Source organism: Limosilactobacillus vaginalis DSM 5837 = ATCC 49540 (assembly GCF_000159435.1).
GTDB lineage: Bacteria > Bacillota > Bacilli > Lactobacillales > Lactobacillaceae > Limosilactobacillus > Limosilactobacillus vaginalis.
The window spans coordinates 259,438-281,900 of sequence record NZ_GG693415.1; the positions used below are offsets into that span (position 1 = coordinate 259,438).

Annotated in this window: 24 protein-coding genes; 22 read left to right on the forward strand and 2 right to left on the reverse strand. The window is 40.6% G+C overall.

The genetic code is table 11. The features are described from left to right. The 15 genes from mutL to trxA form a co-directional block, all read left to right on the forward strand. A partial coding sequence (gene mutL, locus HMPREF0549_RS07725) for a DNA mismatch repair endonuclease MutL (RefSeq protein WP_003717723.1) occupies positions 1-1,518 on the forward strand: 1,518 nt, incomplete at its 5' end. Positions 1,519-1,535: 17 nt separating this feature from the next. Beyond that, positions 1,536-2,138 (forward strand): Holliday junction branch migration protein RuvA, encoded by a 603-nt coding sequence (gene ruvA, locus HMPREF0549_RS07730; RefSeq protein ID WP_003717724.1) that lies wholly within the window; start codon positions 1,536-1,538, stop codon positions 2,136-2,138. Between the two features lie 19 nt (positions 2,139-2,157). Next, on the forward strand, positions 2,158-3,174 hold the full coding sequence (ruvB, locus tag HMPREF0549_RS07735; RefSeq protein ID WP_003717725.1) for a Holliday junction branch migration DNA helicase RuvB: 1,017 nt from the start codon (positions 2,158-2,160) through the stop codon (positions 3,172-3,174). An 8-nt stretch (positions 3,175-3,182) separates the two neighbouring features. Further along, a complete protein-coding gene (locus tag HMPREF0549_RS07740; RefSeq protein WP_050754874.1) occupies positions 3,183-4,211 on the forward strand; it encodes a tRNA-guanine transglycosylase in 1,029 nt (342 codons plus the stop codon). Positions 4,212-4,321: 110 nt separating this feature from the next. Further along, on the forward strand, positions 4,322-4,762 hold the full coding sequence (yajC, locus tag HMPREF0549_RS07745; protein WP_003717727.1) for a preprotein translocase subunit YajC: 441 nt from the start codon (positions 4,322-4,324) through the stop codon (positions 4,760-4,762). Between the two features lie 154 nt (positions 4,763-4,916). Then, complete coding sequence (gnd, locus tag HMPREF0549_RS07750; protein ID WP_003717729.1) at positions 4,917-5,822, forward strand: phosphogluconate dehydrogenase (NAD(+)-dependent, decarboxylating); 906 nt, start codon at positions 4,917-4,919, stop codon at positions 5,820-5,822. A gap of 229 nt (positions 5,823-6,051) precedes the next feature. Continuing rightward, a complete protein-coding gene (locus HMPREF0549_RS07755; RefSeq protein WP_003717730.1) occupies positions 6,052-7,005 on the forward strand; it encodes a DHH family phosphoesterase in 954 nt (317 codons plus the stop codon). Positions 7,006-7,021: 16 nt separating this feature from the next. Beyond that, positions 7,022-8,398 carry a DEAD/DEAH box helicase gene (locus HMPREF0549_RS07760; protein ID WP_040531673.1) on the forward strand — a complete coding sequence of 459 codons (1,377 nt, stop codon included), beginning with the start codon at positions 7,022-7,024 and terminating at the stop codon, positions 8,396-8,398. Positions 8,399-8,656: 258 nt separating this feature from the next. Beyond that, positions 8,657-11,311, forward strand: coding sequence for an alanine--tRNA ligase (gene alaS, locus HMPREF0549_RS07765; RefSeq protein ID WP_003717732.1), 2,655 nt, complete (start codon positions 8,657-8,659; stop codon positions 11,309-11,311). Between the two features lie 210 nt (positions 11,312-11,521). Beyond that, positions 11,522-11,767 (forward strand): IreB family regulatory phosphoprotein, encoded by a 246-nt coding sequence (locus HMPREF0549_RS07770; RefSeq protein WP_003717733.1) that lies wholly within the window; start codon positions 11,522-11,524, stop codon positions 11,765-11,767. Beyond that, positions 11,764-12,207, forward strand: coding sequence for a Holliday junction resolvase RuvX (ruvX, locus tag HMPREF0549_RS07775; RefSeq protein ID WP_003717734.1), 444 nt, complete (start codon positions 11,764-11,766; stop codon positions 12,205-12,207). The genes HMPREF0549_RS07770 and ruvX overlap by 4 nt, the downstream gene beginning before the upstream one ends. 11 nt (positions 12,208-12,218) lie before the next feature. Further along, the gene (locus tag HMPREF0549_RS07780; RefSeq protein ID WP_003717735.1) at positions 12,219-12,518 is read left to right on the forward strand and encodes a DUF1292 domain-containing protein; all 300 of its coding nucleotides are present in this window, start codon (positions 12,219-12,221) and stop codon (positions 12,516-12,518) included. A 197-nt stretch (positions 12,519-12,715) separates the two neighbouring features. Further along, on the forward strand, positions 12,716-13,243 hold the full coding sequence (locus tag HMPREF0549_RS07785) for a CvpA family protein (protein WP_040531676.1): 528 nt from the start codon (positions 12,716-12,718) through the stop codon (positions 13,241-13,243). A 13-nt stretch (positions 13,244-13,256) separates the two neighbouring features. Next, complete coding sequence (locus HMPREF0549_RS07790; protein ID WP_040531679.1) at positions 13,257-15,635, forward strand: endonuclease MutS2; 2,379 nt, start codon at positions 13,257-13,259, stop codon at positions 15,633-15,635. 85 nt (positions 15,636-15,720) lie between these two features. Continuing rightward, a complete protein-coding gene (gene trxA, locus HMPREF0549_RS07795; protein ID WP_040531681.1) occupies positions 15,721-16,038 on the forward strand; it encodes a thioredoxin in 318 nt (105 codons plus the stop codon). Between the two features lie 126 nt (positions 16,039-16,164). Here the strand turns inward: trxA and HMPREF0549_RS07800 are convergent, their stop codons facing one another. Continuing rightward, complete coding sequence (locus HMPREF0549_RS07800; RefSeq protein ID WP_003717739.1) at positions 16,165-16,677, reverse strand: DUF2507 domain-containing protein; 513 nt, start codon at positions 16,675-16,677, stop codon at positions 16,165-16,167. Positions 16,678-16,819: 142 nt separating this feature from the next. Here HMPREF0549_RS07800 and murI point away from each other — a divergent pair, with 142 nt between their 5' ends. Genes murI through cbpB form a run of 4 tightly spaced genes read left to right on the forward strand, consistent with a single transcriptional unit; the run spans position 16,820 to position 19,252 of the window. After that, positions 16,820-17,620 carry a glutamate racemase gene (gene murI, locus HMPREF0549_RS07805; RefSeq protein WP_003717740.1) on the forward strand — a complete coding sequence of 267 codons (801 nt, stop codon included), beginning with the start codon at positions 16,820-16,822 and terminating at the stop codon, positions 17,618-17,620. After that, a complete protein-coding gene (locus HMPREF0549_RS07810; protein WP_003717741.1) occupies positions 17,620-18,216 on the forward strand; it encodes an XTP/dITP diphosphatase in 597 nt (198 codons plus the stop codon). The genes murI and HMPREF0549_RS07810 overlap by 1 nt, the downstream gene beginning before the upstream one ends. Continuing rightward, positions 18,216-18,737: a metallophosphoesterase gene (locus HMPREF0549_RS07815; protein WP_003717742.1), complete on the forward strand. Its 522-nt coding sequence runs from the start codon at positions 18,216-18,218 to the stop codon at positions 18,735-18,737. Before HMPREF0549_RS07810 ends, HMPREF0549_RS07815 begins: the two co-directional genes overlap by 1 nt. A gap of 32 nt (positions 18,738-18,769) precedes the next feature. Then, positions 18,770-19,252 carry a cyclic-di-AMP-binding protein CbpB gene (gene cbpB, locus HMPREF0549_RS07820; RefSeq protein ID WP_003717743.1) on the forward strand — a complete coding sequence of 161 codons (483 nt, stop codon included), beginning with the start codon at positions 18,770-18,772 and terminating at the stop codon, positions 19,250-19,252. An 84-nt stretch (positions 19,253-19,336) separates the two neighbouring features. Here the strand turns inward: cbpB and HMPREF0549_RS07825 are convergent, their stop codons facing one another. Then, positions 19,337-20,206 (reverse strand): mechanosensitive ion channel family protein, encoded by an 870-nt coding sequence (locus HMPREF0549_RS07825; protein ID WP_003717744.1) that lies wholly within the window; start codon positions 20,204-20,206, stop codon positions 19,337-19,339. Positions 20,207-20,336: 130 nt separating this feature from the next. Here HMPREF0549_RS07825 and HMPREF0549_RS07830 point away from each other — a divergent pair, with 130 nt between their 5' ends. The 3 genes from HMPREF0549_RS07830 (at position 20,337) to ccpA (ending at position 22,463) form a co-directional block, all read left to right on the forward strand. Further along, on the forward strand, positions 20,337-20,768 hold the full coding sequence (locus HMPREF0549_RS07830) for a DUF948 domain-containing protein (protein ID WP_003717745.1): 432 nt from the start codon (positions 20,337-20,339) through the stop codon (positions 20,766-20,768). Next, on the forward strand, positions 20,768-21,223 hold the full coding sequence (locus tag HMPREF0549_RS07835; protein WP_003717746.1) for a hypothetical protein: 456 nt from the start codon (positions 20,768-20,770) through the stop codon (positions 21,221-21,223). Before HMPREF0549_RS07830 ends, HMPREF0549_RS07835 begins: the two co-directional genes overlap by 1 nt. Positions 21,224-21,455: 232 nt before the next feature. After that, positions 21,456-22,463 carry a catabolite control protein A gene (gene ccpA, locus HMPREF0549_RS07840; protein ID WP_040531685.1) on the forward strand — a complete coding sequence of 336 codons (1,008 nt, stop codon included), beginning with the start codon at positions 21,456-21,458 and terminating at the stop codon, positions 22,461-22,463.

The following is a 22,463-nucleotide window of genomic DNA, read 5'->3' on the forward strand; positions in this document are numbered from 1 at the left end:
TCCCCCCAAACTGAATTAGCACGAATTACTGATATTGTGAACCGCTTGGCTTTAGCTAATCCACAAGTAGCATTTAGCCTGACGCATAATAACAAGGAGCTATTCCGAACTGCAGGAAATGATAATTTACAACAGGTTGTTGCGGCAATTTACGGCATTCAGGTTGGTAAGAAAATGCTCCCCTTTGCTGGAGAGGATAACGACTTTAAGATTAGCGGTTTAGTTTCCTTACCCGAACTTACGCGAGCATCACGGCAGTACATTACAATTACGATTAATCATCGTTATATTCGCAATTTCGAATTAACAAAGGCAATTATCAATGGCTATGAATCAAAGCTAATGGTCGGCCGTTACCCAATTGCTGTCCTTAATATTCAACTTGATCCCGTATTGGTTGATGTTAATGTGCACCCGGCTAAACGTGAGGTGCGACTAAGTAAGGAACCGCAGCTGGCAGGACTAATTGCAAAAGTGATTCGTCAGCGAATATCGACAGAAAACTTAATCCCTGATGTGGATGCTAAACAATTCATTCCTGACGAACCAGATGTGGATGAATTAGAACGCCAACTGAACGAGGCTGCTAAACAATACGAAACGCCAGCGACTAATTTTGTTCATCCCTCAGCTTCTTCATCTTCTACGAGTGGAATTAAAAACGGTGGTCCAGCGGATGTTGATGCAGCTGATAGCATTGTGCATGAACCAGTTGTTATTCATAAGAAAGATGAACTAGCAAGCTCGCAGATGCAAAAGTTTGACCAGCGCTATCTTGATGAGGGAATTGCTTACCCGTTTGGTAGTCCGGATGAGCAGGCTCCCCAGAAACCTACCCGGGCGGAAAGCATTGAGCTAGATGTGCGCGATAAAAGCGATCAATCCCAAAAACGTTTTCCTGATTTACAGTATATTGGTCAGTTACAGGGAACCTTCCTCTTAGCACAGGCGGGAGACGGATTGTATATTGTTGATCAGCACGCAGCTCAAGAACGAATTAATTACGAAAAGTTTCGCAAAGAGATCGGTCAAGTAAGCGATGATCAGCAAACCTTTTTGGTGCCATTAGTGTTAAATTATTCAACAGTTGATACGATGACGATTACTCAACACTTGGATACCCTTGAGGCAGTCGGTCTTCACTTAGAATCTTTTGGCCCAAACAGTTTTATTTTACGTTCTCACCCCACCTGGTTCGCAGAAGGTCAGGAAGAAGCAACTGCTAAGGAAATGATTGAATGGCTGATTAATGATGGAAAAATTTCAGTTCACGATTTTCGTCAGCGGACCGCAATTATGATGAGTTGTAAACGGGCAATTAAAGCTAATCACCACCTTGATGATCGTGAGGCTAAGGCACTTTTACACCGGTTGCCAAAATGTGAAAATCCCTTTAATTGTCCACACGGTAGGCCAGTGACGGTTCACTTTAACGACCGTGATTTAGAGAAAATGTTTAAACGGATTCAAGATTCGCATGTCCCGTTTGCCCAAGATTTTGATGAACACGAATTTTAAAAGAGGAGTACAAGAGAATGTATGAATACCTAACCGGACTAGTTACAGTGGTCGAACCTCGTTACATTGTGGTTGAGGTTAACGGTATCGGGTACCGACTATTAGTTGCCAATCCTTACCGTTATCATATTGACAAGCGACAAAAAGTAACCGTCTATGTTTATCAAGCTGTTCGTGATGATGATATTTCACTATTCGGTTTTAGTGATGAGGACGAAAAGCAGTTGTTTATGCAATTGATTAATGTTTCTGGAATTGGTCCCAAGAGTGCTTTGGCAATTTTGGCCAATCCAGATCATGAAGGGTTAATCAATGCAATTGCCAATAATGATGTTAAATACCTGACTAGGTTTCCAGGAATCGGTAAGAAAACTGCTTCACAGATTTGTTTAGATCTTAAGGATAAGATTGAACGTTTGGCACCGAGTGAATCTAACTTGTTAAAGCCATTATTACCAGAGAATGAAAATGTTAATGATGCTTTACAGGATGCGCTAGAAGCGTTAACTGCTCTGGGCTACAAAGAACGGGAAGTTAAGCGAATTAAAAAAGAACTGGAAAAGGAAGGAGAAACCTCTACGGAAGAATATCTGCGGCATGCTTTAAGGTTACTAAACTAGTGGAAGGTGGTTAGAGAAGATGGCAGATCGAGATGAACATGAACTGGTTTCTGGCAAGGCAACGGGAAAAGCAGAGTCGGCCTTTGAACTAACTCTCCGTCCGCAAAACTTAGCTGATTATATTGGTCAAACCAAGATCAAGCATGGATTGAACATCTATATTAAGGCCGCAAAAGAACGAGAAGAAGCATTGGATCATGTTCTCCTATACGGCCCGCCTGGCTTGGGGAAGACCACTCTTGCAATGGTAATTACAAATGAATTGGGAGTAAATATCAAAACAACGAGCGGTCCAGCAATTGAAAAGCCAGGAGATCTTGTGGCACTGTTGAATGAATTGAAGCCGGGAGATGTCTTGTTTATTGATGAAATTCATCGCTTGCCCAAAGTAGTTGAGGAAATGCTGTACTCCGCAATGGAAGATTACTATATTGATATTGTAATTGGCGAAGGACCAACAGCACATCCTGTTCATTTTCCACTACCGCCCTTTACTTTAATTGGTGCAACAACCCGTGCTGGAATGCTATCTGCCCCGCTGCGCGATCGTTTCGGCATTGTGGAGCACATGAGTTACTATAACCAGGATGAACTGACAAGGATTATTTTTCGTTCAGCCGGTATTTTTCAAACAAAGATTGAAGATGAAGGGGCACATGAATTAGCCTTGCGTTCACGAGGAACACCACGAATTGCTAATCGCTTATTGAAACGAGTTCGTGATTTTGCTCAAGTTGCCGGAAAGGGCTCAATTGATTTAGCGAGTGTTCGTCAGGCATTGAAGCTACTTCAAATTGATGATCAGGGCCTTGATGAGATTGACCGGAAGCTCCTTTTGACAATGATTAACTATTATCATGGCGGTCCGGTAGGGTTAAAAACAATCGCAGCCAATATTGGCGAAGAAAAGTCAACAATTGAAGAAATGTACGAACCGTACCTTCTGCAAATCGGGTATTTGACGCGAACCGCTCGGGGAAGAATGGTTACGGAAGCTGCTTATAAGCATTTAGGCTTAGAGTATCCGACAAAGTGAGGGTTGCTATGAATAGGTATTTTAAAATTAATCGGACTGAAGACGGATTACGAACCGGAAAATTGGTGGTTAATGGGCTAGAATTGAGGACGCCACTGCTTGTTCACTCGGAAAACGTAATTCGATACTTAAGGCCAGAACAAGTTCGCGCTACTAATACCAAGGCTTTATATTATGATCCAATAGTCCTTGCAGAAAAGCTGGACAAAAGAGATCTTGCCGATTTGCCCGATTTACACCGGGTACTCGGTTGGCAAGGAGTATTTTTTACAACTTCTGGTGCTGCTGAAATTGGTAAACTTGCTAAACCGCGAGGATATAAGACTAATGGAATTAATTTTCGGCTACCCAATCAGGGACAGTTGATTAGCCTATCACCAAAAAAAGCAATCCAACTTCAAGAGCAATTGGGAGCAGACATAACTGAACAGTTATATCGTGACGTAAATTATTATGCTCCGGTTGATGACTTAGCTGCCGCGGTAGAATTAACGGGACGTTGGTATTTAACTAATCAGAATGAGTTATTTCCAATTACTGGCGGCGGCTTGAAAAAGCTTCATCGACAGAGTGTTGATTCTGTAACCGGACAGCAACCGTTTGGCTATTTTATTACCCAAACTGAACAGATTGATTCACTTGCTGAAATTGAACGCAATCTTTCAGCGATAATAAAGCTGCTACCGTTTGAAAGCCTGCGGGTAACGAAGACAAGGGCTAATTTCGAACAATTAACAACGGTAATTCGTTCAGGGATTGATGTTGTTTACTCTGATGTGGCTGTTCACGAAGCAGTAATGGGGAATGCACTGGTAGATAATGGAAAGCGACTTAACTTTACTCGGGAGTCTTTTAGCAATGACTGGGAAGCTATTGATCCAGAATGTCAGTGTCCCGTATGTACCAGTCACTATTCACGAGCTTACCTTCATTACCTTGCTAGAATAAATTCACCACAATACATCAGTTTAATCTTGGAACACAATCTCTTCTGGCTAAACCAGTTTGTGGCTAACCTTAGTTCTAAAATTAAATGATTTTGATTACTATTCTACTTAGTAGTGAGTAGCTTTTTACCGTGTTTTTTGTTACAGTTAAACTTGAAGAATTTTGAAGGGATGGATATTCAGTGAACGGGTTACAATTTATGAACCTCGGTGCTGCATCAAGCAGTGCTAGTAGTTATTCTGGAATGATCTTAATCATTCTAATGATTGCTTTAATGTATTTCTTTATGATTCGCCCACAACAAAAGCAACGGAAGCAACATCAAGACATGATGAGTCAGTTGCATAAGGGTGATGAAGTTGTCACAATTGGTCGGATGCACGGAAAAATTGATTCAATTAACCGTGAAGACCGGACAGTTACTTTGGACTGCGAAGGAATTTACCTAACTTTCGATATGGTAGCAATTGCTCGGGTTGTTAAACCAGCAGATACCACAGAAACTAAGGCAGAAGATAAGGAAGCTAAGGAACCTGCTGAAAAGAAAGAAACTAGCTCTGACGCTAAGGAAGAACTAGCTGCTTCTGATTCAGCCAAGTCTGAAGCTCCAGCATCTGATGATAATAATGACGAAAAGTAATTGACACGTATAGCGAAACGTGGGAAACTTTTAAAGAATGTTATTGCAAGCCTTTTAGTTTGCAATTTCATAGTGACAATGAGCTGTTGTCATTATTATTGTTGAGTGTTCGCATTTTCGCTCATCACGACTGTAAAACAGGAGGGAATTTAGAATGCAAATTGGATTGATTGGTTTAGGTAAGATGGGTATTCACCTTGCTCAAAACATGATGAACAATGGTAACGATGTTGTTGCCTTTGATTTGAATCAAGACCTTGTTGATGAAGCTGCATCTTATGGTGCAACTAAGGCAAGCAGTCTTGAAGACATGGTTGCTAAGCTTGATAAGCCACGTACTGTATGGGTAATGGTTCCAGCTGGAAAGCCAACTGATAGCACCATGGAAAAGTTAGCTGAATTGCTTGATGCTGACGATGTTGTTATTGATGGTGGTAATACTTTCTGGAAAGATTCTATGGGCCACAACCGTATGTTTACCGAAAAGGGTATTCACTACTTCGACTGCGGTTCCTCCGGTGGTTGGAAGGGTGCCCTCAAGGATGGTAACTTCATGATCGGTGGGGATGACAAGAAGGTCTTTGACGAACGCCTTGCCCCACTTTACGATGGCATCGCTGAAAAGGATGGTTACCTTTACACTGGTAAGGCTGGTTCAGGCCACTACCTTAAGATGGTTCACAACGCAATTGAATACGGTATGATGGAAGCTATGGGTGAAGGTTTCGAAGTTCTTGAAGCTTCTGACTTTGACTACGACAACGCTGCCGTTGCTAAGATGTGGAACCACGGTTCTGTTATCCGTTCATGGCTGATGGAATTGGCTCAAGAAGCCTTTGAAAAGGATCCTCACCTTGACAAGATTGCTGGTCGGATGCACAGTTCTGGTGAAGCTCACTGGACTTTGATGGATGCTATGGACAAGCAAGTTCCAACTCCAGTTATCTACGAAGCCTTAAGTCAACGGTTCCGTTCAATGCAAGATGACAGCTTTGATGGTAAGGTTGTTTCTGCATTACGGAATGGTTTCGGTGGCCACGCAATGGACAAGGCTAAGTAAACCTTAATAAATAACATGAGTGGGAAAACTAGTATATGATTTTATACAAATTTTCCTAATTATAAATGGGTCAGGTATTCACACTGTGAGTGCTTTGACCCATTTATTTTGTTTTAATAATGGCAGCCTAGACATTCAGTTAATTTATCGGTAAAATTAATGTTTTAATCAAACTGGTTAGCAGTGCTATAATTTTAAAGAGTATTAATTTTAGAAACGGAGATACGACATGGCTGATCAATTAGAAGCAATTCTTGAACAAATTAAAAAATATAATAAGATTATTATTCATCGTCACCAACGACCTGATCCAGATGCGATTGGGTCGCAGATCGGGTTGGCCGAGATCCTTAAAGCATCATTTCCTTATAAGCAAATTTACGTTGTGGGGAAGGACATTCCTGGCTTAGATTGGATTGGCCAAATGGATGAAATTGATGGGCAAACCTTTGATGGTGCCTTAGTGATTGTTACTGATACAGCGAATGCTCCCCGAATTGATGACCGCCGCTTTGATAATGGCGATAAGTTAATTAAAATTGATCACCATCCAAATGATGAGCCATATGGTGACTTAATGTGGGTTGAACCAGAAGCATCAAGTTGTTCTGAAATGATTTATTCTTTCTACCAACACTTTGCAAAGGAATTAAAGATGCCAAAGAAGGCTGCTTCGGCACTTTATGCAGGAATTATCGGGGATACAGGCCGGTTCTTATATCCTGCCACTACTCCGCGGACGATGTTGGTAGCGGGTGCACTAATGGCTGCTGGTGCTGATGCCTCAGCAATTAGTCAGCGAGAAAATGAGATTTCAGAACCAGTGGCGCGCCTATCAGCCTATGTTTATGAAAACCTAACGATTAATGAGAGTGGGGCAGCTTATATTGTTTTGGACAATGACACCTTGACTAAGTTTGGCCTCACTGAAGCGGGTACTTCAGCTGTGGTTTCACTTCCTGGACGAATTCAAAATGTATTGGCTTGGGCAATATTTGTGGAGCAGGAGGATGGTCATTTCCGGATTCGGTTACGTTCAAAGGGGCCAGTAATTAATGAACTTGCTAAGCATCATTATGGTGGCGGACATCCACTAGCAAGTGGCGCAAAGGCAGCAGATCATACCGAAATTAGTCAAGTTATAAAAGAATTAGATACATTAGTGAGTGAATACCAAAAATAAGGAAGGGAGGCCAATAATGGGTCAAACAAAAACATTTGCCGATTTTAATTTGCAACCGTACCTTTTAGATGCAATTAAAGAAATTAACTTTCATCAACCAACTCCAGTTCAGGAAAAAGTGATTCCTTTAATCCTAAAGGGGGACAGCGTGGTTGGGCAGTCTGCAACCGGTAGTGGGAAAACCCATGCCTTTTTATTACCGATCTTTGCTCAATTGGACCCTGCTAAACAGGAGGTTCAAGCGGTAATTACTACCCCAAGTCGTGAACTTGCCTACCAGATATACGCAGCCGCAAAGCAATTAAACAAACACTTACCCACACCAGTAACAATTCATAATTATGTTGGTGGGACCGATAAACAACACCAGATCGAACAGTTAAAGCGTCAGCAACCACAATTAGTAATTGGAACTCCAGGACGAGTATTAGACTTGATAAAGAGTCAAGCACTTGATATTCATACCGCAACTAAGTTCGTTGTTGATGAAGCAGATATGACACTTGATATGGGATTTCTGGATCAAGTTGATCAAATTGCTAGTCATTTCCCAGATGATCTTCAAATGATGGTCTTTTCTGCTACGATACCGCAAAAATTGCGACCATTTTTGAAAAAATATATGGAAAATCCGGTAATGGAGGAAATTCCAACAGAGACTGTAATTAATCCTGACGTTAAGAACTGGTTAATGTCGACTAAGGGTCGGGATAAAAATCAGTTAATATATCAATTACTGACAATGGGGGAACCCTATTTAGCATTGGTTTTTGCGAATACTAAAGAGCGGGCAATTGAATTGGCCACTTATTTAGGCGAGCAGGGACTAAAGGTTGCCTTGATTCATGGTGGCTTGGAAGCACGACGACGGAAGAGAACGATGCGGCAAATTCGTGATCTGGACTTCCAATATGTCGTTGCGACCGACTTAGCAGCACGGGGAATTGATATTGATGGGGTTTCTTTGGTAATTAACGATGATATTCCAAGCGACTTAGAATACTTTATTCACCGTGTTGGCCGGACTGGTCGAAACGGGATGCCGGGAACTGCGATTACGCTTTACGCTCCTTCTGAAGATGGTTTAATTGCTAAACTAGAAGAACGCGGAATTAAGTTTGTGCCAAAGGAAATCCGTCATGGTCGAATTGTCACAACCCATGATCGTAACCGTCGTCAAAATTATAGCCGCCGACAGGCAAAACTCGATCCTTCGATGAAGGGCTTTGTAAAGAAAACAAAGAAGAAAGTAAAGCCAGGTTATAAGAAGCGGATTAAGCGGGCAATTCGTGAGGATGAGCAGCAAAAGCGAAAGCAAGAATTAAGACACAAAATCCGAAAAGCTAAACGAGCACGGCAACGTCAACACCGTCGCGAACGAAATAGCCGTTGATTTTGGGATTATTATTCGTTATAATATGACTCGTCTGGGACATATTATCTAAGGCTTGCATTCCAGAGACAGTTGGGATGGTGTGACAGCTGATGCAGCTTTGGTTAGTGCTACCCATTCAGAAAATTCAATATTAAACTTACTTTTAGGTAAGAAATAAGAGGTTAACGAAATCTATCGTTGCAATCAGAGTGGTACCGCGTCTGTTCGGCGTCTCTGAAAGCAGGGATGGATTTTGTTTTTTGAAAGGGAGATATTATGAAGCAGTTAAAGAAGCTGAACAGTGCCCAAGTACGACGGATGTACTTGAAGTTCTTTGAAGAACACGGTCACAAGATTATGCCAAGTGCTTCCCTTGTACCAGTTAATGATCCAACTCTGTTATGGATTAACTCTGGTGTTGCAACGATGAAGAAGTACTTTGACGGTAAGGTTGTTCCTGAAAATCCCCGAATGACTAGTTCACAAAAGAGTATTCGGACTAATGATATTGAAAATGTTGGGAAGACTGCCCGGCACCATACCATGTTTGAAATGCTCGGTAACTTCTCGGTTGGTGATTATTTCAAAAATGAAGTTATTCCTTGGGCTTGGGAATTACTAACAAGTGACGACTGGTTTGGTTTTGATCCAGAACGGCTTTATATTACATACTACCCAAAGGATCATGATGCTTATAACAAGTGGCGTGAAGTTGGTGTTGCAAAGGATCACCTTATTCCTGATGAGGATAATTTCTGGGATATTGGTCAAGGTCCTTCTGGTCCGGATACTGAAATTTTCTACGACCGTGGTCAAGAATTTAATAATTTGGCTGACGATGATCCTGAAAATTATCCAGGTGGCGAAAACGAACGGTACCTTGAAATTTGGAACATCGTGTTCAGTCAATTTAACCACACCCCTGAAGATACTTATGAACCACTTCCGCATAAGAACATTGATACTGGGATGGGACTTGAACGGGTTGTTTCGATTTTTGAAAATGCGCCAACTAACTTTGAAACCGACCTCTTTATGCCATTGATCAAGCAAACCGAAAAGTTTAGCGGTAGTAAAAAGTATGGTGAAAGCAAGGAAGATGATATTCAGTTCAAGATCATCGCTGATCATATTCGGACCATTACCTTTGCTATCGGTGATGGTGCACTTCCTTCAAATGTTGGTCGAGGCTACGTTATTCGGCGGCTTCTCCGGCGGGCAGTTGTTGCTGGAAAGAAGCTGGGAATTGATGAACCATTCCTTGCTAAGATGGTTCCAACTGTTGGTAAGATCATGGAAGACTACTATCCAGATGTGTTAGAAAATGCTGACTACATTGCATCAGTAATCAAGTCTGAAGAAGATCGCTTCAGTGCAACATTAAACGGCGGGCTAAACCTTTTGAACAACGTGATTGCAAATGCTAAGAAGGATGGCAGCAATGAGATTGACGGCCGGACTGCTTTCAAACTTTATGATACTTATGGTTTTCCAATTGAACTTACTAAGGAATATGCAAGTGATGAAGGCTTGACAGTTGATGAAGATGGATTCCAAGCTGCAATGACTGAGCAGCAGAATCGGGCACGGAATGCTCGTGATATGGATAACGGAATGGGTGTTCAAACGGATCTCTGGACAGATTTCAAGGATGCTAGTCGTTATGTTGGCTATACTGACTTAACTGTTGATAACGCTAAAGTAATTGGCTTGGCTCATGATGGTAAACAGGCTGACGATGCTCAACCGGGTGATAAGAACATTGAAGTAATCTTTGATGTAACTCCATTCTATGCTGAGATGGGTGGACAAGTTGCTGATACTGGTGACATTATTGACAATTACGGTAAGAAAGTTGGCCGGGTTGTTGATGTTCAACACGCCCCTAACCAACAAAACCTTCACCGGGTTGAATTAAATGCCCCATTGAAAAAGGGTGCCCGTTACAAATTAGTTGTTGACCGGATTCGGCACTTAAAGATTGAAAAGAACCATACTGCTACACACTTGCTTGATCAAGCATTGCGGAATGTCCTTGGCGGTCACACTCAACAGGCTGGTTCCCTAGTTGAAGAACATTACCTTCGTTTTGACTTTAACCACTTTGGTCAAGTTACTGCTAAGGATCTAAAGGCAGTTGAAAAAATGGTTAATGAACAAATTTGGAAGGAAATTCCGGTTAAGACTGTTGAGACCGATATTGATTCTGCTAAGGAAATGGGAGCAATCGCCCTCTTCTCTGATAAGTATGGTGATAAGGTTCGGGTTGTTAAGATTGGTGATTACAATACCGAATTCTGTGGTGGTGATCACGTTAAGAATACGAACGAACTTGGCCTCTTTAAGATCGTTTCTGAAGGAGGGGTTGGTGCTGGAGTACGGCGAATTGAAGCGGTAACTTCAAGCGATGCCTTTAACTTCCTTCAGGATCGGGACGACCTCCTCAATAAGGTGGCTACCGACTTGAAGGTTGCCCAAATTAAGGAAGTTCCTCACCAGGTTGAAGCTTTGCAAAGCGACCTTAAGGAAGCACAGAAGCAAAGCGCTGCACTTCAAGCAAAGATTGCTGCTCAACAAGCCAACAATGTCTTTGAAAATGTTCAGAAGACAGCCAATGGTAGCTTGATTGCTGCTGAGGTTCAGGTAGCAGGAATGGGTCAACTCCGTCAGTTAGCTGATAGTTGGCGGGCAAAGAGTCTTTCAGACGTCCTTGTTTTGGGAACCGCTAATGATGGTAAAGCTAATTTATTAGTTGCTGTTAGTGATGACAAAGTTAAGGATGGCTTAAGGGCCGGTGATTTAATTAAGGTAATTGCTCCTGCCATTAACGGTGGCGGTGGCGGCCGGCCAAACCTTGCACAAGCAGGTGGGAAGAAGCCTGAAGGAATCCAGGACGCCCTTAAGCAAGCAGCTGATTACCTGAATAATTAAATAGATAATTGTGGTCTTCATTAATTACTTGTTAGTGAGCTGCAGTTAACTTCAAAAAGGAGTAACCATCATAAAGTCGTAAATGACTTTGGGTGATTGCTCCTTTATTTTTCCGAGCGAGTGAATTGTGATTTACCAATGATTATAGTAAAATTGAACTATGAATAGTCACTGGAGGTGACAAGTGTGTCAGGGAATAATGATAAGACGATGTTTTTTGATTTTGGCCAAAACAGTCAAGAAAATATCAAGCAAACATTAAAAACTGTTTATGAAGCACTAGAGGAAAAGGGTTATAACCCCATTAACCAAATTGTTGGTTACCTTCTTTCAGGTGATCCGGCTTATATTCCACGGTTAAATGATGCGCGGAACCTTATTCGCCAGCACGAACGTGATGAAATTATTGAAGAATTAGTACGGTCATACCTTAAAAATAATGGGGAAACCAAATGAGGCTATTAGGATTAGACGTTGGCTCAAAAACTGTTGGAATTGCGGTTAGTGATCCCCTGGGCTGGACCGCTCAAGCAGTTGAGATTATCCCCATTAATGAAGATGAAGAAATCTTCGGAATTGATCGGGTTGCTGAAATTGTTAAGCAAAGGCAGGTTGCGGGATTTGTTGTTGGCTTGCCGAAAAACATGAATAATACTGAGGGCCCCCGTGTCGAGGCTTCCCACCACTATGGCGAATTACTTAAGAAGCGCTTCCCATCAATTCCGGTTGATTTTCAGGATGAACGGTTAACAACAGTGGAGGCTCATCGGATGTTGGTTGAAGAAGCTGATATTTCGCGGGCTAAGCAGAAGAAGGTAATTGATGAAGTAGCTGCCACCTTTATTTTGCAAAGTTACTTAGATCGACACGGCAAACTTGTCCAAGTATTGAAATGAGGTAGAAATTAATGAGTAAGCAACAAAATACAGATGACCAAATGATTACCCTAGTTGATGAGAACGGTAATGAACAGCTTTTTAAGGAGTTGTTTACGTTTGATTCAGATGATTGGGGAAAATCATATATTTTTATTTATCCAGCTGAACAAGAAAATGATGATTCAGTAGATATTCAAGCCTATATCATTGCTGATAACCAAGATGGTGATGGTGAAGACTTGGTACCGATTGAAGATGATAAAGAATGGGATATGGTTGAAGAAGTTTTAAATACCTTCCTGGATAATGATGGGAACTTTAAGGCTTAAAGTTAACCATATTTTATAAAGGGGCTGGGTAGTAACCTAGTCCTTTTTCGATCTTAATATATTAAATATTGACCTTGCTAAGAGAGGAAGAATCAGAAGCGTGACGGTAACTGTTCATGGCTTCGTTTTTTATCTATGGATATAGAAAAAACGTCACAGCGTTTCAACCTCTTTTGCTTTTAATGGGGGATTGACGATTGATTCTTTCAACAATTATCTTATTACTACTAATAGTCAGCATTATTCGTGGCTACCGAAATGGCTTATTATCAATGATTATTACAGGAGTAACGTTCCTTGTTAGTTATTTTGGCGCTAAATTTTTAGCCCCAATAATTGGGGACTGGTTGACGAACTTTTTTCCCGAAATTAATCATGGAACAACCATTTCAGGAGCGGTTCTTGCGAGTTTAAACCTTAACCAATTCTTTTATCGGGGGCTCGCTTTTACTAGCTGCTTTATTATCTTAATGATAGTTATTCGTCTCTTATTACGACGGTTAAAATGGCTTGCAAAATTACCAATTTTAGGAACAATTGATCGCTGGATTGGAGCAATATTAGATTTTATTATTTGCTATGTAATTATTTTTATCTTATTAATGGTTTTCCAATTATGTCCCGTTGGTTGGTGGCAAGTTCAGTTAGCCAATTCAGAAATTGCCCAACTAATGATTAAGGAGACACCATTTTTAACTCAGACACTTATTAATTTTTTAGGTTAGGAAGGAAAGAAAAGTGGATCAAAAAACGATTTCAACAATGGAATTTGATCAGGTTAAGCGTGAACTAGGACGTTATCTGGTCTCAGCAGCTGGTAAACGTGAGCTAGCAACGTTAACGCCATCAGCTGATCATGATCAAATTCAATATTGGCTAGATGAAACAACCGATGGTGCTGATATTTTACGTTTGACAGGCGGTATTCCCATTCCTAAATTAAAAAACATTCAGCCTCAATTAAAACGGTTACGGATCAATGCTAATTTAAACGGAACCGAACTTGCACAAATTACTAAGGTTCTTCAAACAAGTATGAGCGTTAAAAACTTTTTTGCTGAATTTAAGGAGCAGCAGAAAGTTGAATTACGAGTAATTAACGAATCTGTTCAGCAGCTAATAACAATTCCAACAATTACTAAACGGCTAATTCAGTCAATCGATCCTGATGGTCGGGTCACTGACGAAGCCTCAACCAAACTACACGGAATTCGGCAACTGATTAGCAAGACCGAAGCAGAGATTCACCAGCGGATGGAACGATTTACTCAGGGGAAAAATGCTAAGTACTTGAGTGATGCAATTGTAACTGTCCGGAATGACCGGTATGTTGTTCCGGTATTAGCACGGTACCGCAACAAGTTTGGCGGTGTTGTTCACGACCAGAGTGCAAGTGGGCAAACATTGTATATTGAACCAGCTGCGGTCGTTGAGTATAACAACCGTCTTCGTCAGGCTCAGATAGAAGAAAAGCAGGCCATTTTAGAAGTGTTGGCGGAGTTATCAGCCCTGATTTCACCATACCGAAGTGAAATTGCCGCCAATGCAAAAATCTTGGGGCACCTTGACTTTATCAACGCTAAGGCTCGTTTTGCCCGCGATCATAAAGATAGTTTGCCATTACTCAGTCCGGATAATCAGGTAATTATTCGTCAGGCCCGGCACCCCTTAATTGATCCGCAAAAGGTTGTTGCTAATGATATTAAGATTGGGGACGAATACCAGTCAATTGTAATTACCGGGCCAAACACTGGTGGGAAGACAATTACCCTTAAAACTTTTGGCTTAATTCAAATGATGGGTCAGGCAGGGTTATTCATTCCAGCCCAAGAGGGAAGTACGATTGCGGTCTTCGATAATATCTATGCGGACATTGGTGATGAGCAATCGCTTGAACAAAACCTGAGTACGTTTTCCGGCCATATGGAGAACGTGAAGTCAATTCTTGAACGAATTACTAGTCGAAGTTTAGTCCTTCTTGATGAATTGGGTGCCGGAACTGATCCTAAAGAGGGGGCTGCTCTCGCAATGTCAATTCTTGACTATATTGCAAGTAAGGGCAGTACAGTAGTGATCACGACTCACTATCCAGAATTAAAGGTTTACGGTTATGATCGCCCGGGAACAATTAATGCTAGTATGGAATTTGATCAGGAAACTCTTAAGCCAACCTATCACCTTCTGTTAGGAATTCCCGGACGTTCAAACGGGATTGAAATTGCTCAACGACTAGGAATTAACCAGACAGTTATTACTGAATCTAAATCCTTAGTGAGCGAGGATAGCCAGGATCTTAACCAAATGATTGGGGAGTTAGTTGAACAACGAAAAGCTGCTCGGGAAGAAAAGGAACGGTTAGAAAAATTATTAGTTGCTAACCGCGAAAAACAAGCTGATTTAACAAATAAGTTGGATCGGTTTAATGAGCAGCGCGATTCGCTATTAGCAAAGGCACGGAATGAAGCTAACCATGAAGTATCAATGGCTAAGAAGAAGGCTGACCGGATTATTCACCACCTGCGTCAGTTAGAAATTAGCCAAGCCGGGAACGTTAAGGAAAATGAATTAATTGATGCACAAGGAGCATTGAATGCCCTTCATCGTGAAGATCCGCGGTTGAAGAGAAATACAGTTTTACGAAGGGCAAAAGAAAAGCATGACCTTCACGTTGGGGATGCGGTCCTCGTTAAATCTTATGGTCAACAGGGAGAATTACTATCGAAACGTAGTAAGCATAAGTGGGAAGTTCAAATTGGAATTCTCCGGATGGAAATTGATGAAAATGATCTTGAAAAAATTAGTCATAAGCAGTTACGAAAAGAAGAGCGGGCAAAGGAAAAGGTCAGCTCTGGAGTCAGAACAACGCAAACACGACAGACTAGTGCACGACTAGATCTTCGTGGTCACCGTTACGAGCAGGCAATGAGTGAATTATCCGCCTTTATTGATCACGCATTGTTGAATAACCTTTCGAGTGTAACAATCATTCATGGTAAGGGGACCGGTGCTTTGCGAAAGGGAACCCAGGAATATCTACGGTCCAATCCACGGGTGAAATCGTTTGATTATGCGGCACCGAATAACGGCGGTGATGGAGCAACAATTGTTAATTTATAAATACTTCTAAAAAGTAAGCATATTATCTGACAAGATTGCAAGACTTTGATACACTATGAGTAAATCAATCGAGGAGGAATTTGAGATGACTGTTAAAGTAACAACTGATCAAACCTTTGAACAAGATACTTCTACTGGTGTAAGCTTAACTGATTTTTGGGCAACTTGGTGTGGCCCTTGTCGGATGCAGTCACCAGTAATTGAAAATTTATCTGCAGAAATGCCAAATGTCCACTTTACGAAGATGGATGTTGATCAAAATCGTCAGGTACCTCAAGAATTTCAAATCATGAGTATCCCAACCTTACTGATTAAGAAGGATGGTAAGGTAGTGGATAAAGTAGTGGGTTACCACTCAAAGGAGCAATTGAAGCAACTGCTTGAACAATATGAGAATGCTTAAGTGAAAGTCTCTGTTTACAATTCAAAGTAAGATTATTCAATTTTCACGATTAGACTCGATAAGTTCGACAAACCAGGCAGCAAAAAGCGACTGAGAAAGATTTTCCCAGTCGCTTTTCTTTAGCTCTTAATTATCCTGCTTCTTGTCGCTTACGGATTGATGGTTGTGAAGATCAAGGAACGTTATTAATTCCGTTCGTTCACTATCAGCCTTATTTTGCGGATCGTTTTTAACTTCGATGAAAATACAGTCCTTTTTTCGCTCACTAAGTTCAGCCTCAGCAACGGTCATTAGCTGGAACTCAATTTCTTGAGCGATGAATCCAATTTCAAGACCAAAGGATGTTTGTTCTCCATTTTGCTTAATCCGTTCTTGAACAATGGGACCGCTTAGTTTCCATTGTTGACTAGTAGCGGTTTTCTTTTGGAGTGATAGTTCACCGAATCCCAATTGTTTGGTGATTAGTTGCAAATCCTCAAGCGAGCCAACGGGAAATTGTCTGGCGATATCTTTTCCAATCCAGTAAAGCATTTCATCGGTTTCCTTACCAAGAATTGCAGGGAGGATAACATCGCGAAGACTTCCGTTCATTAGTCCCCTGTGACTATTTAGCAGTGAATCATATAACTTTTGGCTCATTGATTAATACTCCTTTTGAAGAATCAATACTATTATACTGAATAATTAGGGAAAGATGACGATTTTACTCGAAAACTTGCAAAAGATTTGAGAAAATTAAATAATATAGTTTCAAGGATTTCTAAAGAATGAGGTGCATAAAATGGATAATCGACCAATCGGGGTTATGGATTCAGGCTTAGGAGGCCTTTCTGTTATCCGGGTTATTCAACAGGAACTTCCAAATGAATCTGTTGTTTTTGTTGGGGATGAGGGGCATTTCCCTTATGGTACTAAATCACAAGAACTTATTCGGCAACTAGTTTTAAGAATTGGCCGTTTTTTAGTAGCCCAGCCAGTAAAATTAATGGTGATTGCTTGTAACACCGCTACAGCAGCTGCTTTATCAACGGTACAAAAAGAGTTGCCAATTCCAGTTATTGGCGTAATTAACCCTGGAGCAACCGCTGCAATTGAAAGTAAAGCAAGTCGGATTGGTGTTATCGCAACTGAATCGACTACTAAGGATGGGGCTTATGTGCGTGAATTAAAGAAACTTGATCCCCATGTTAAAGTGATTAGCAAGGCAACACAACCATTAGTAGCAATTGTTGAGCACGGTAAGACGGGCACCGCAGAAGCACAGAAAACAGTGGATCAGCAATTGGCATCCTTTGATCAGGAACCGGTAGATGCGTTAATCTTAGGGTGTACTCATTTTCCATTTCTTGCCAATGAGATTAGTCAAAAGATGGGAAAAAAAGTAAAGTTAATTGATCCCGCATTAGAAACGGTTAATCAAGTAAAGAAATTATTGACCGCTGAACACTTATTAGCCCAGCAAGCTGTTAGTTATAAGCTCTATTCTACTGGAGATCGCAATGATCTGATTGCTGGTGCAGATAAATGGTTGCATGGTCATTATGATAGTTGTAATAATTTGGATTTAGAAGGAGAAAATTAATGGATTCTCTAGTAATCGCAACTAAAAATCAAGGAAAAGCACGTGAATACCGTGAAATGTTTGCTCCCTACAACATTGATATAAAGACATTGGCTGATTTTTCAACACCAATTAAGATTAACGAAAATGGGTCAACCTTTTTAGAAAATGCCACAATTAAGGCACAAACTGTGATGGCAAAGCTGGGCGTCCCCGTAATGGCAGATGATTCCGGACTAGTAGTTGACGCGCTAAATGGTGCTCCAGGGGTCCATTCAGCTCGTTATGCTGGTGACCATGATGATCAAGCAAATAATAAAAAGTTGCTTCGTGAACTAGCGGGAGTACCCACTATGAAGCGGACAGCCCACTTCCATACTACGATTGTCGCTTTAAAACCAGATGGTGCTAAGTTAGTTGCTAATGGTCGAGTTGACGGGCGAATCTTAACAAGTCCTCGTGGTAAAAATGGCTTTGGCTATGATCCATTATTCTATGTTGAAAAATTTGACTGCTCAATGGCAGAATTAACCGCAGAACAGAAAAATTCGATTAGTCACCGTGGACAAGCATTAGAAGAATTTCTTCAGCATTTTGCAGAATGGTGGAATAAATAATGAAAGCACTAATTGTTAGCGATAATCATGGTGACCAAAAAATCTTAAGGGATATTCAGGATAAGTTTGCTAAGCAGGTTGATGTTTTAATTCATTGCGGTGATTCCGAATTACCAAATGATTCTACCGAGATGACTGATTTTCAAGCGGTTAAGGGAAACAATGATTGGGGGTTGAATTACCCTTCACAGCTATCTTTGACGGTAAAAGGCACTAAATTCCTAGTTGTTCATGGTGATCACGATCAGGTTAATTATTCACTAACACCATTAATGCTTAAAGTTCAATCACTAGGTGCCCAAGTAGTCTGCTATGGTCACACTCACCAATTAGCAGTTTCAATGGATGCGGGAACCCTTTTCATTAATCCTGGGAGCATCAGCCTTCCTCGTGGTGAATACTCACGAATTGGGGGAACATTTGCAATTGTAGAGGTTACAAAGAAGCAATTTATTGTTGATTACTATAACCGTAATTGTTCACCAATTTCTGAATTACATTTTGAATTTAATCGTTCTTAAAATTAATTAAAGATGAAGGGGCGGACTAGTTAATGATTGAAAAACATCTCCAAAAGTTACTGCTTCAGCGCCGAGGCAAATTTATGATTCCTGCTAGTTTAGTGGCAACGGTGAACGTTAATAACAGTCTTGATCATGCATTCTTGGTATTAACGAAGGATCGGTACGCCAAAATTATCGTTGTTGACAATGAAAACCATTATCGTGGTCAATTATCTTTAGCAATGATTACCGATCGGCTGTTGGAAACGGAAAGGATTAATGTTAATAAGCTGAATGAATTAACGGTTGCTGATGTGATGCAAACTAATACTCCCGTAATTCAGGATCCATTTGATGTTGAAGAGAACCTTCGACTAATGATTGATCAGTCATTCTTGGCGGTTGTCGATCATCAGGACCAGTTTTGTGGGATTGTAACACGGCGAGAACTACTAAAGGCAGTTAGTTATACCTTGCATGAATTTGGGAAAGACTATGAGGTTATGCCTAAAAAGCAGTCGGATAATGAATAGTAATCTAAAATAAGCTTCAAAAGTCTGGTGAATCCGGACCTTTGAAGCTCATTTTGTATTGCAACGTTACTGTTACTTAATTTTTTAACTATTTTGACTTGGACTAGGCTCATTAACCCAGCCGAGTGGAATTTTGTTTTTTCGTAATGCCTTTAAGTAATCGGAAAGGAAATGACTAGCGATTTTATCCTGAACGCCATTTTGGGTAGTGATTGTAACACGAAAGACTAGCTGACCACCAACGTTAACAGGACCAACAATTACTGGTGTAGAACGAAGCTCGGGGATGTTAGCCACCAATTTCTTGTTTTCTTCGCTAATAATTTCGGCGATCTTTTCTAACGGTGCCTTAGCGGAAATACGAATATCAACGTTGGCCACCATGTTATTTCGTGAAAAGTTTTGTACGGTTGTAATATTCCGGTTTGGGATGTAATTAAGTGTACCATCACTACTTGTAATTTGGGTTGTTCTAAGTCCAAGTGCGGTGACAGTTCCCTTAATTGAATCAACTTTTACAACATCACCAACGTCCAGCTGTTGTTCTAAAAGGATAAAGAAGCCGGTCACCATATCACTGACAAACCCTTGAGCCCCTAACCCTAAAGCAATACTAAAGATTCCGGCTCCAGCAATTAATGTCCCGACTGGAACACCAATTTCCGATAGAATGGCGTAGAGTAGAAAAAAGTAACACGTATAACGGTAGATGTTTAAGGTAAGAGCGTGAATAGTAGCGACCCGGTTACTTGATTGGAGAAATTTAACATGGTTCGATTCAACAAAGAGGTGATCTATAATCAGCCGTCCTAACCAAAGCAGGACGCAGAATAGCAAAAGAGTAACTACGATTAAGAGTAGCCGACTAAAAAAATGTTGCGAAATTTCATGCCATGATAAATCAGTAAAAACTTTAGTAACCTGTTGAACTTGCTTGTTAACCACCGAATTCATTGTTTTCCTCCTTAAAAATACTTATTTTATTGTACAAGCCATTGGATCAATTGTCGAATGGGAGTTAGGTATGCTATTCTACTATTGTAGATAGAATTATAGAGATTTCTTGATAGGAAGGGGATAAATAATGACAATCGGTGAATTAGCAGGTCTTATTGCGGCAATTGCGTTTGTTATTTTGGTTATCTTTGCTTGCATTTCGCTTAGTCGAGTAAGTAAAGTTCTTAAAGAGACCAACGAATCAGTTAAAGTATTATCGGCTGATGTTGATTCTTTAAGCAAGGAAACCGAAAAATTGCTGGGGAATACTAATAGCTTGTTGGAAGATCTTAATAAGAAGTCTGTTGAACTTGATCCGGCAGTTAAAGCAGTTGCTGATGTTGGGCAAAGTGTTTCAAATGTAAATGAAGCAGTTAATAACTTTGTTGAACGCCATGAAGAACGGCAAAGTAAATTTTCTGGATTTACCAAGTTTGCAACTCAAGCTGTTGCAATGAATGCATGGCGGAAAATTCGTCAACATCGTCAAGCAAAAAAAGCAAAGGGGATGGATAAATAATGAGTAAGAATTTATTGTTAGGAACCATCCTTGGTGGTGCGGCTACTTATGTTGCTTGGAAATGTTTATCTGATAAGCAAAAGAATGACATTAAGAAAAACGTTGGTTCATATGTAACTGAAGTTGCGGATGCTTCAACTGATTACGCATTGAATGCTCTGGATATTATTGATGAGAAGCTGGCCGAACACGATGCAAGCGAAAAGTTGAATGATTTAAGCAATCGTTTTAACAAGACAGCAGATAAGGTTAAAGACAAGGCCAGTCGTGTAGTTGATCGCTTTACTAATGATGACTTTGATAAGGAAACAGCAGAAATCCGTCAACAGCTTGCTAATAATGCTGATCCAGATATCATTATTGATGCAACTGATCAGGATAATGAACCGGCTACACCAGACGCTCAAGATACTAAGAGCGATTCAGCAGAAGAAAACAAAGCTGGTAAGGACTAGCTAGTGATTTTCAATTTAATGAAAAACATATTAATAATAAAAGTGATAAAGACCGCTAATATCAAACAAATGATGTTGTCGGTCTTTTTAGATCTGATGATTTTAGGTAATTAACTGAAATTTTAAAATTAATTCATGATAACGTTTGCCAAAAGAATATTGATCTGCTATATTAATGTGGTTATGAAAAAATATGAAAACAGATAAAGACAGTAAAGAAAGGGCTATCAATATGGAGAAACAAGCAGTTACCATTTATACTGTAGCGCGAGAAGCACGAGTCTCAATGGCTACCGTTTCACGGGTAGTAAATGGGAACCCAAATGTTAAGCCGGAAACTCGGCAAAAGGTTCTGGATGTTATTAAAAAGTTAAACTACCGGCCTAATGCGGTTGCTCGTGGCTTAGCTTCAAAGAAGACAACAACGGTTGGGGTAATCATTCCTAGTGTTACTAACCCATACTTTGCCGAACTGGCCTTAGGAATTGATGATATTGCAACCATGTACAAGTACAATATTATCTTGACTAATTCAGACTTTAATGATGATAAGATTTTGAAGGTTGCTCATGGTTTGCTTGCAAAGCAGGTTGATGGGATTATCTTCATGGGCCACGATATGTCAGCTGAGTTGCAGCAAGAATTTGCGGCCTCCAACACTCCGGTAGTCGTTGCCGGTTCTATTGTTAACGATGATAAGCTTGCCACTGTTCGGATTGATTACCAAAGTGCTGCTAAGGAAGCAACAAACTACCTGTTAGATCATAATGATGATCGGGTTGCCTTTGTTGTTAGTTCTCTTGACTATTCAATTAACTCTAAGTACCGGTTAGCCGGATATAAAGAGGCATTGGCAGAACATGGAATTCCATTTGAATCTAAATACGTAATCGAAACAAACGGTGATTATAATCGTGCTTATCAACAAGTTGACCACTTAATTGAACAGGGAATTAAGGCCGCTTACGTTAGTGATGATGATTTAGCTGCTGGACTTTTAAACGGCTTGACTGATAATGGTGTTAAAGTTCCTGATGACTTTGAAATTGTTACTTCGAACGATACAACATATGCCAAGATCACTCGGCCAACTTTAACTTCGATTACCCAACCGCTTTATGATATTGGTGCAATTTCAATGCGACTATTAACGAAGATGATGGATGGCGAGGTTAGTGATACTGACGATGTAATTCTTGACCACGGAATTATTGAACGGCAATCCACACGACGGGGTTAA

What these genes read in the sequence shown, in the direction of transcription:
- cbpB (WP_003717743.1), top strand. Translation starts at nt 18,770, where the DNA reads ATGATTGAAAAACATCTCCAAAAGTTACTGCTTCAGCGCCGAGGCAAA.
- ruvA (WP_003717724.1), top strand. Translation starts at nt 1,536, where the DNA reads ATGTATGAATACCTAACCGGACTAGTTACAGTGGTCGAACCTCGTTAC.
- HMPREF0549_RS07780 (WP_003717735.1), top strand. Translation starts at nt 12,219, where the DNA reads ATGAGTAAGCAACAAAATACAGATGACCAAATGATTACCCTAGTTGAT.
- ruvB (WP_003717725.1), top strand. Translation starts at nt 2,158, where the DNA reads ATGGCAGATCGAGATGAACATGAACTGGTTTCTGGCAAGGCAACGGGA.
- HMPREF0549_RS07815 (WP_003717742.1), top strand. Translation starts at nt 18,216, where the DNA reads ATGAAAGCACTAATTGTTAGCGATAATCATGGTGACCAAAAAATCTTA.
- HMPREF0549_RS07830 (WP_003717745.1), top strand. Translation starts at nt 20,337, where the DNA reads ATGACAATCGGTGAATTAGCAGGTCTTATTGCGGCAATTGCGTTTGTT.
- ruvX (WP_003717734.1), top strand. Translation starts at nt 11,764, where the DNA reads ATGAGGCTATTAGGATTAGACGTTGGCTCAAAAACTGTTGGAATTGCG.
- gnd (WP_003717729.1), top strand. Translation starts at nt 4,917, where the DNA reads ATGCAAATTGGATTGATTGGTTTAGGTAAGATGGGTATTCACCTTGCT.
- HMPREF0549_RS07755 (WP_003717730.1), top strand. Translation starts at nt 6,052, where the DNA reads ATGGCTGATCAATTAGAAGCAATTCTTGAACAAATTAAAAAATATAAT.
- murI (WP_003717740.1), top strand. Translation starts at nt 16,820, where the DNA reads ATGGATAATCGACCAATCGGGGTTATGGATTCAGGCTTAGGAGGCCTT.
- trxA (WP_040531681.1), top strand. Translation starts at nt 15,721, where the DNA reads ATGACTGTTAAAGTAACAACTGATCAAACCTTTGAACAAGATACTTCT.
- HMPREF0549_RS07810 (WP_003717741.1), top strand. Translation starts at nt 17,620, where the DNA reads ATGGATTCTCTAGTAATCGCAACTAAAAATCAAGGAAAAGCACGTGAA.
- HMPREF0549_RS07760 (WP_040531673.1), top strand. Translation starts at nt 7,022, where the DNA reads ATGGGTCAAACAAAAACATTTGCCGATTTTAATTTGCAACCGTACCTT.
- HMPREF0549_RS07740 (WP_050754874.1), top strand. Translation starts at nt 3,183, where the DNA reads ATGAATAGGTATTTTAAAATTAATCGGACTGAAGACGGATTACGAACC.
- yajC (WP_003717727.1), top strand. Translation starts at nt 4,322, where the DNA reads ATGAACCTCGGTGCTGCATCAAGCAGTGCTAGTAGTTATTCTGGAATG.
- HMPREF0549_RS07800 (WP_003717739.1), bottom strand. Translation starts at nt 16,677, where the DNA reads ATGAGCCAAAAGTTATATGATTCACTGCTAAATAGTCACAGGGGACTA.
- ccpA (WP_040531685.1), top strand. Translation starts at nt 21,456, where the DNA reads ATGGAGAAACAAGCAGTTACCATTTATACTGTAGCGCGAGAAGCACGA.
- HMPREF0549_RS07770 (WP_003717733.1), top strand. Translation starts at nt 11,522, where the DNA reads ATGTTTTTTGATTTTGGCCAAAACAGTCAAGAAAATATCAAGCAAACA.
- alaS (WP_003717732.1), top strand. Translation starts at nt 8,657, where the DNA reads ATGAAGCAGTTAAAGAAGCTGAACAGTGCCCAAGTACGACGGATGTAC.
- HMPREF0549_RS07825 (WP_003717744.1), bottom strand. Translation starts at nt 20,206, where the DNA reads ATGAATTCGGTGGTTAACAAGCAAGTTCAACAGGTTACTAAAGTTTTT.
- HMPREF0549_RS07835 (WP_003717746.1), top strand. Translation starts at nt 20,768, where the DNA reads ATGAGTAAGAATTTATTGTTAGGAACCATCCTTGGTGGTGCGGCTACT.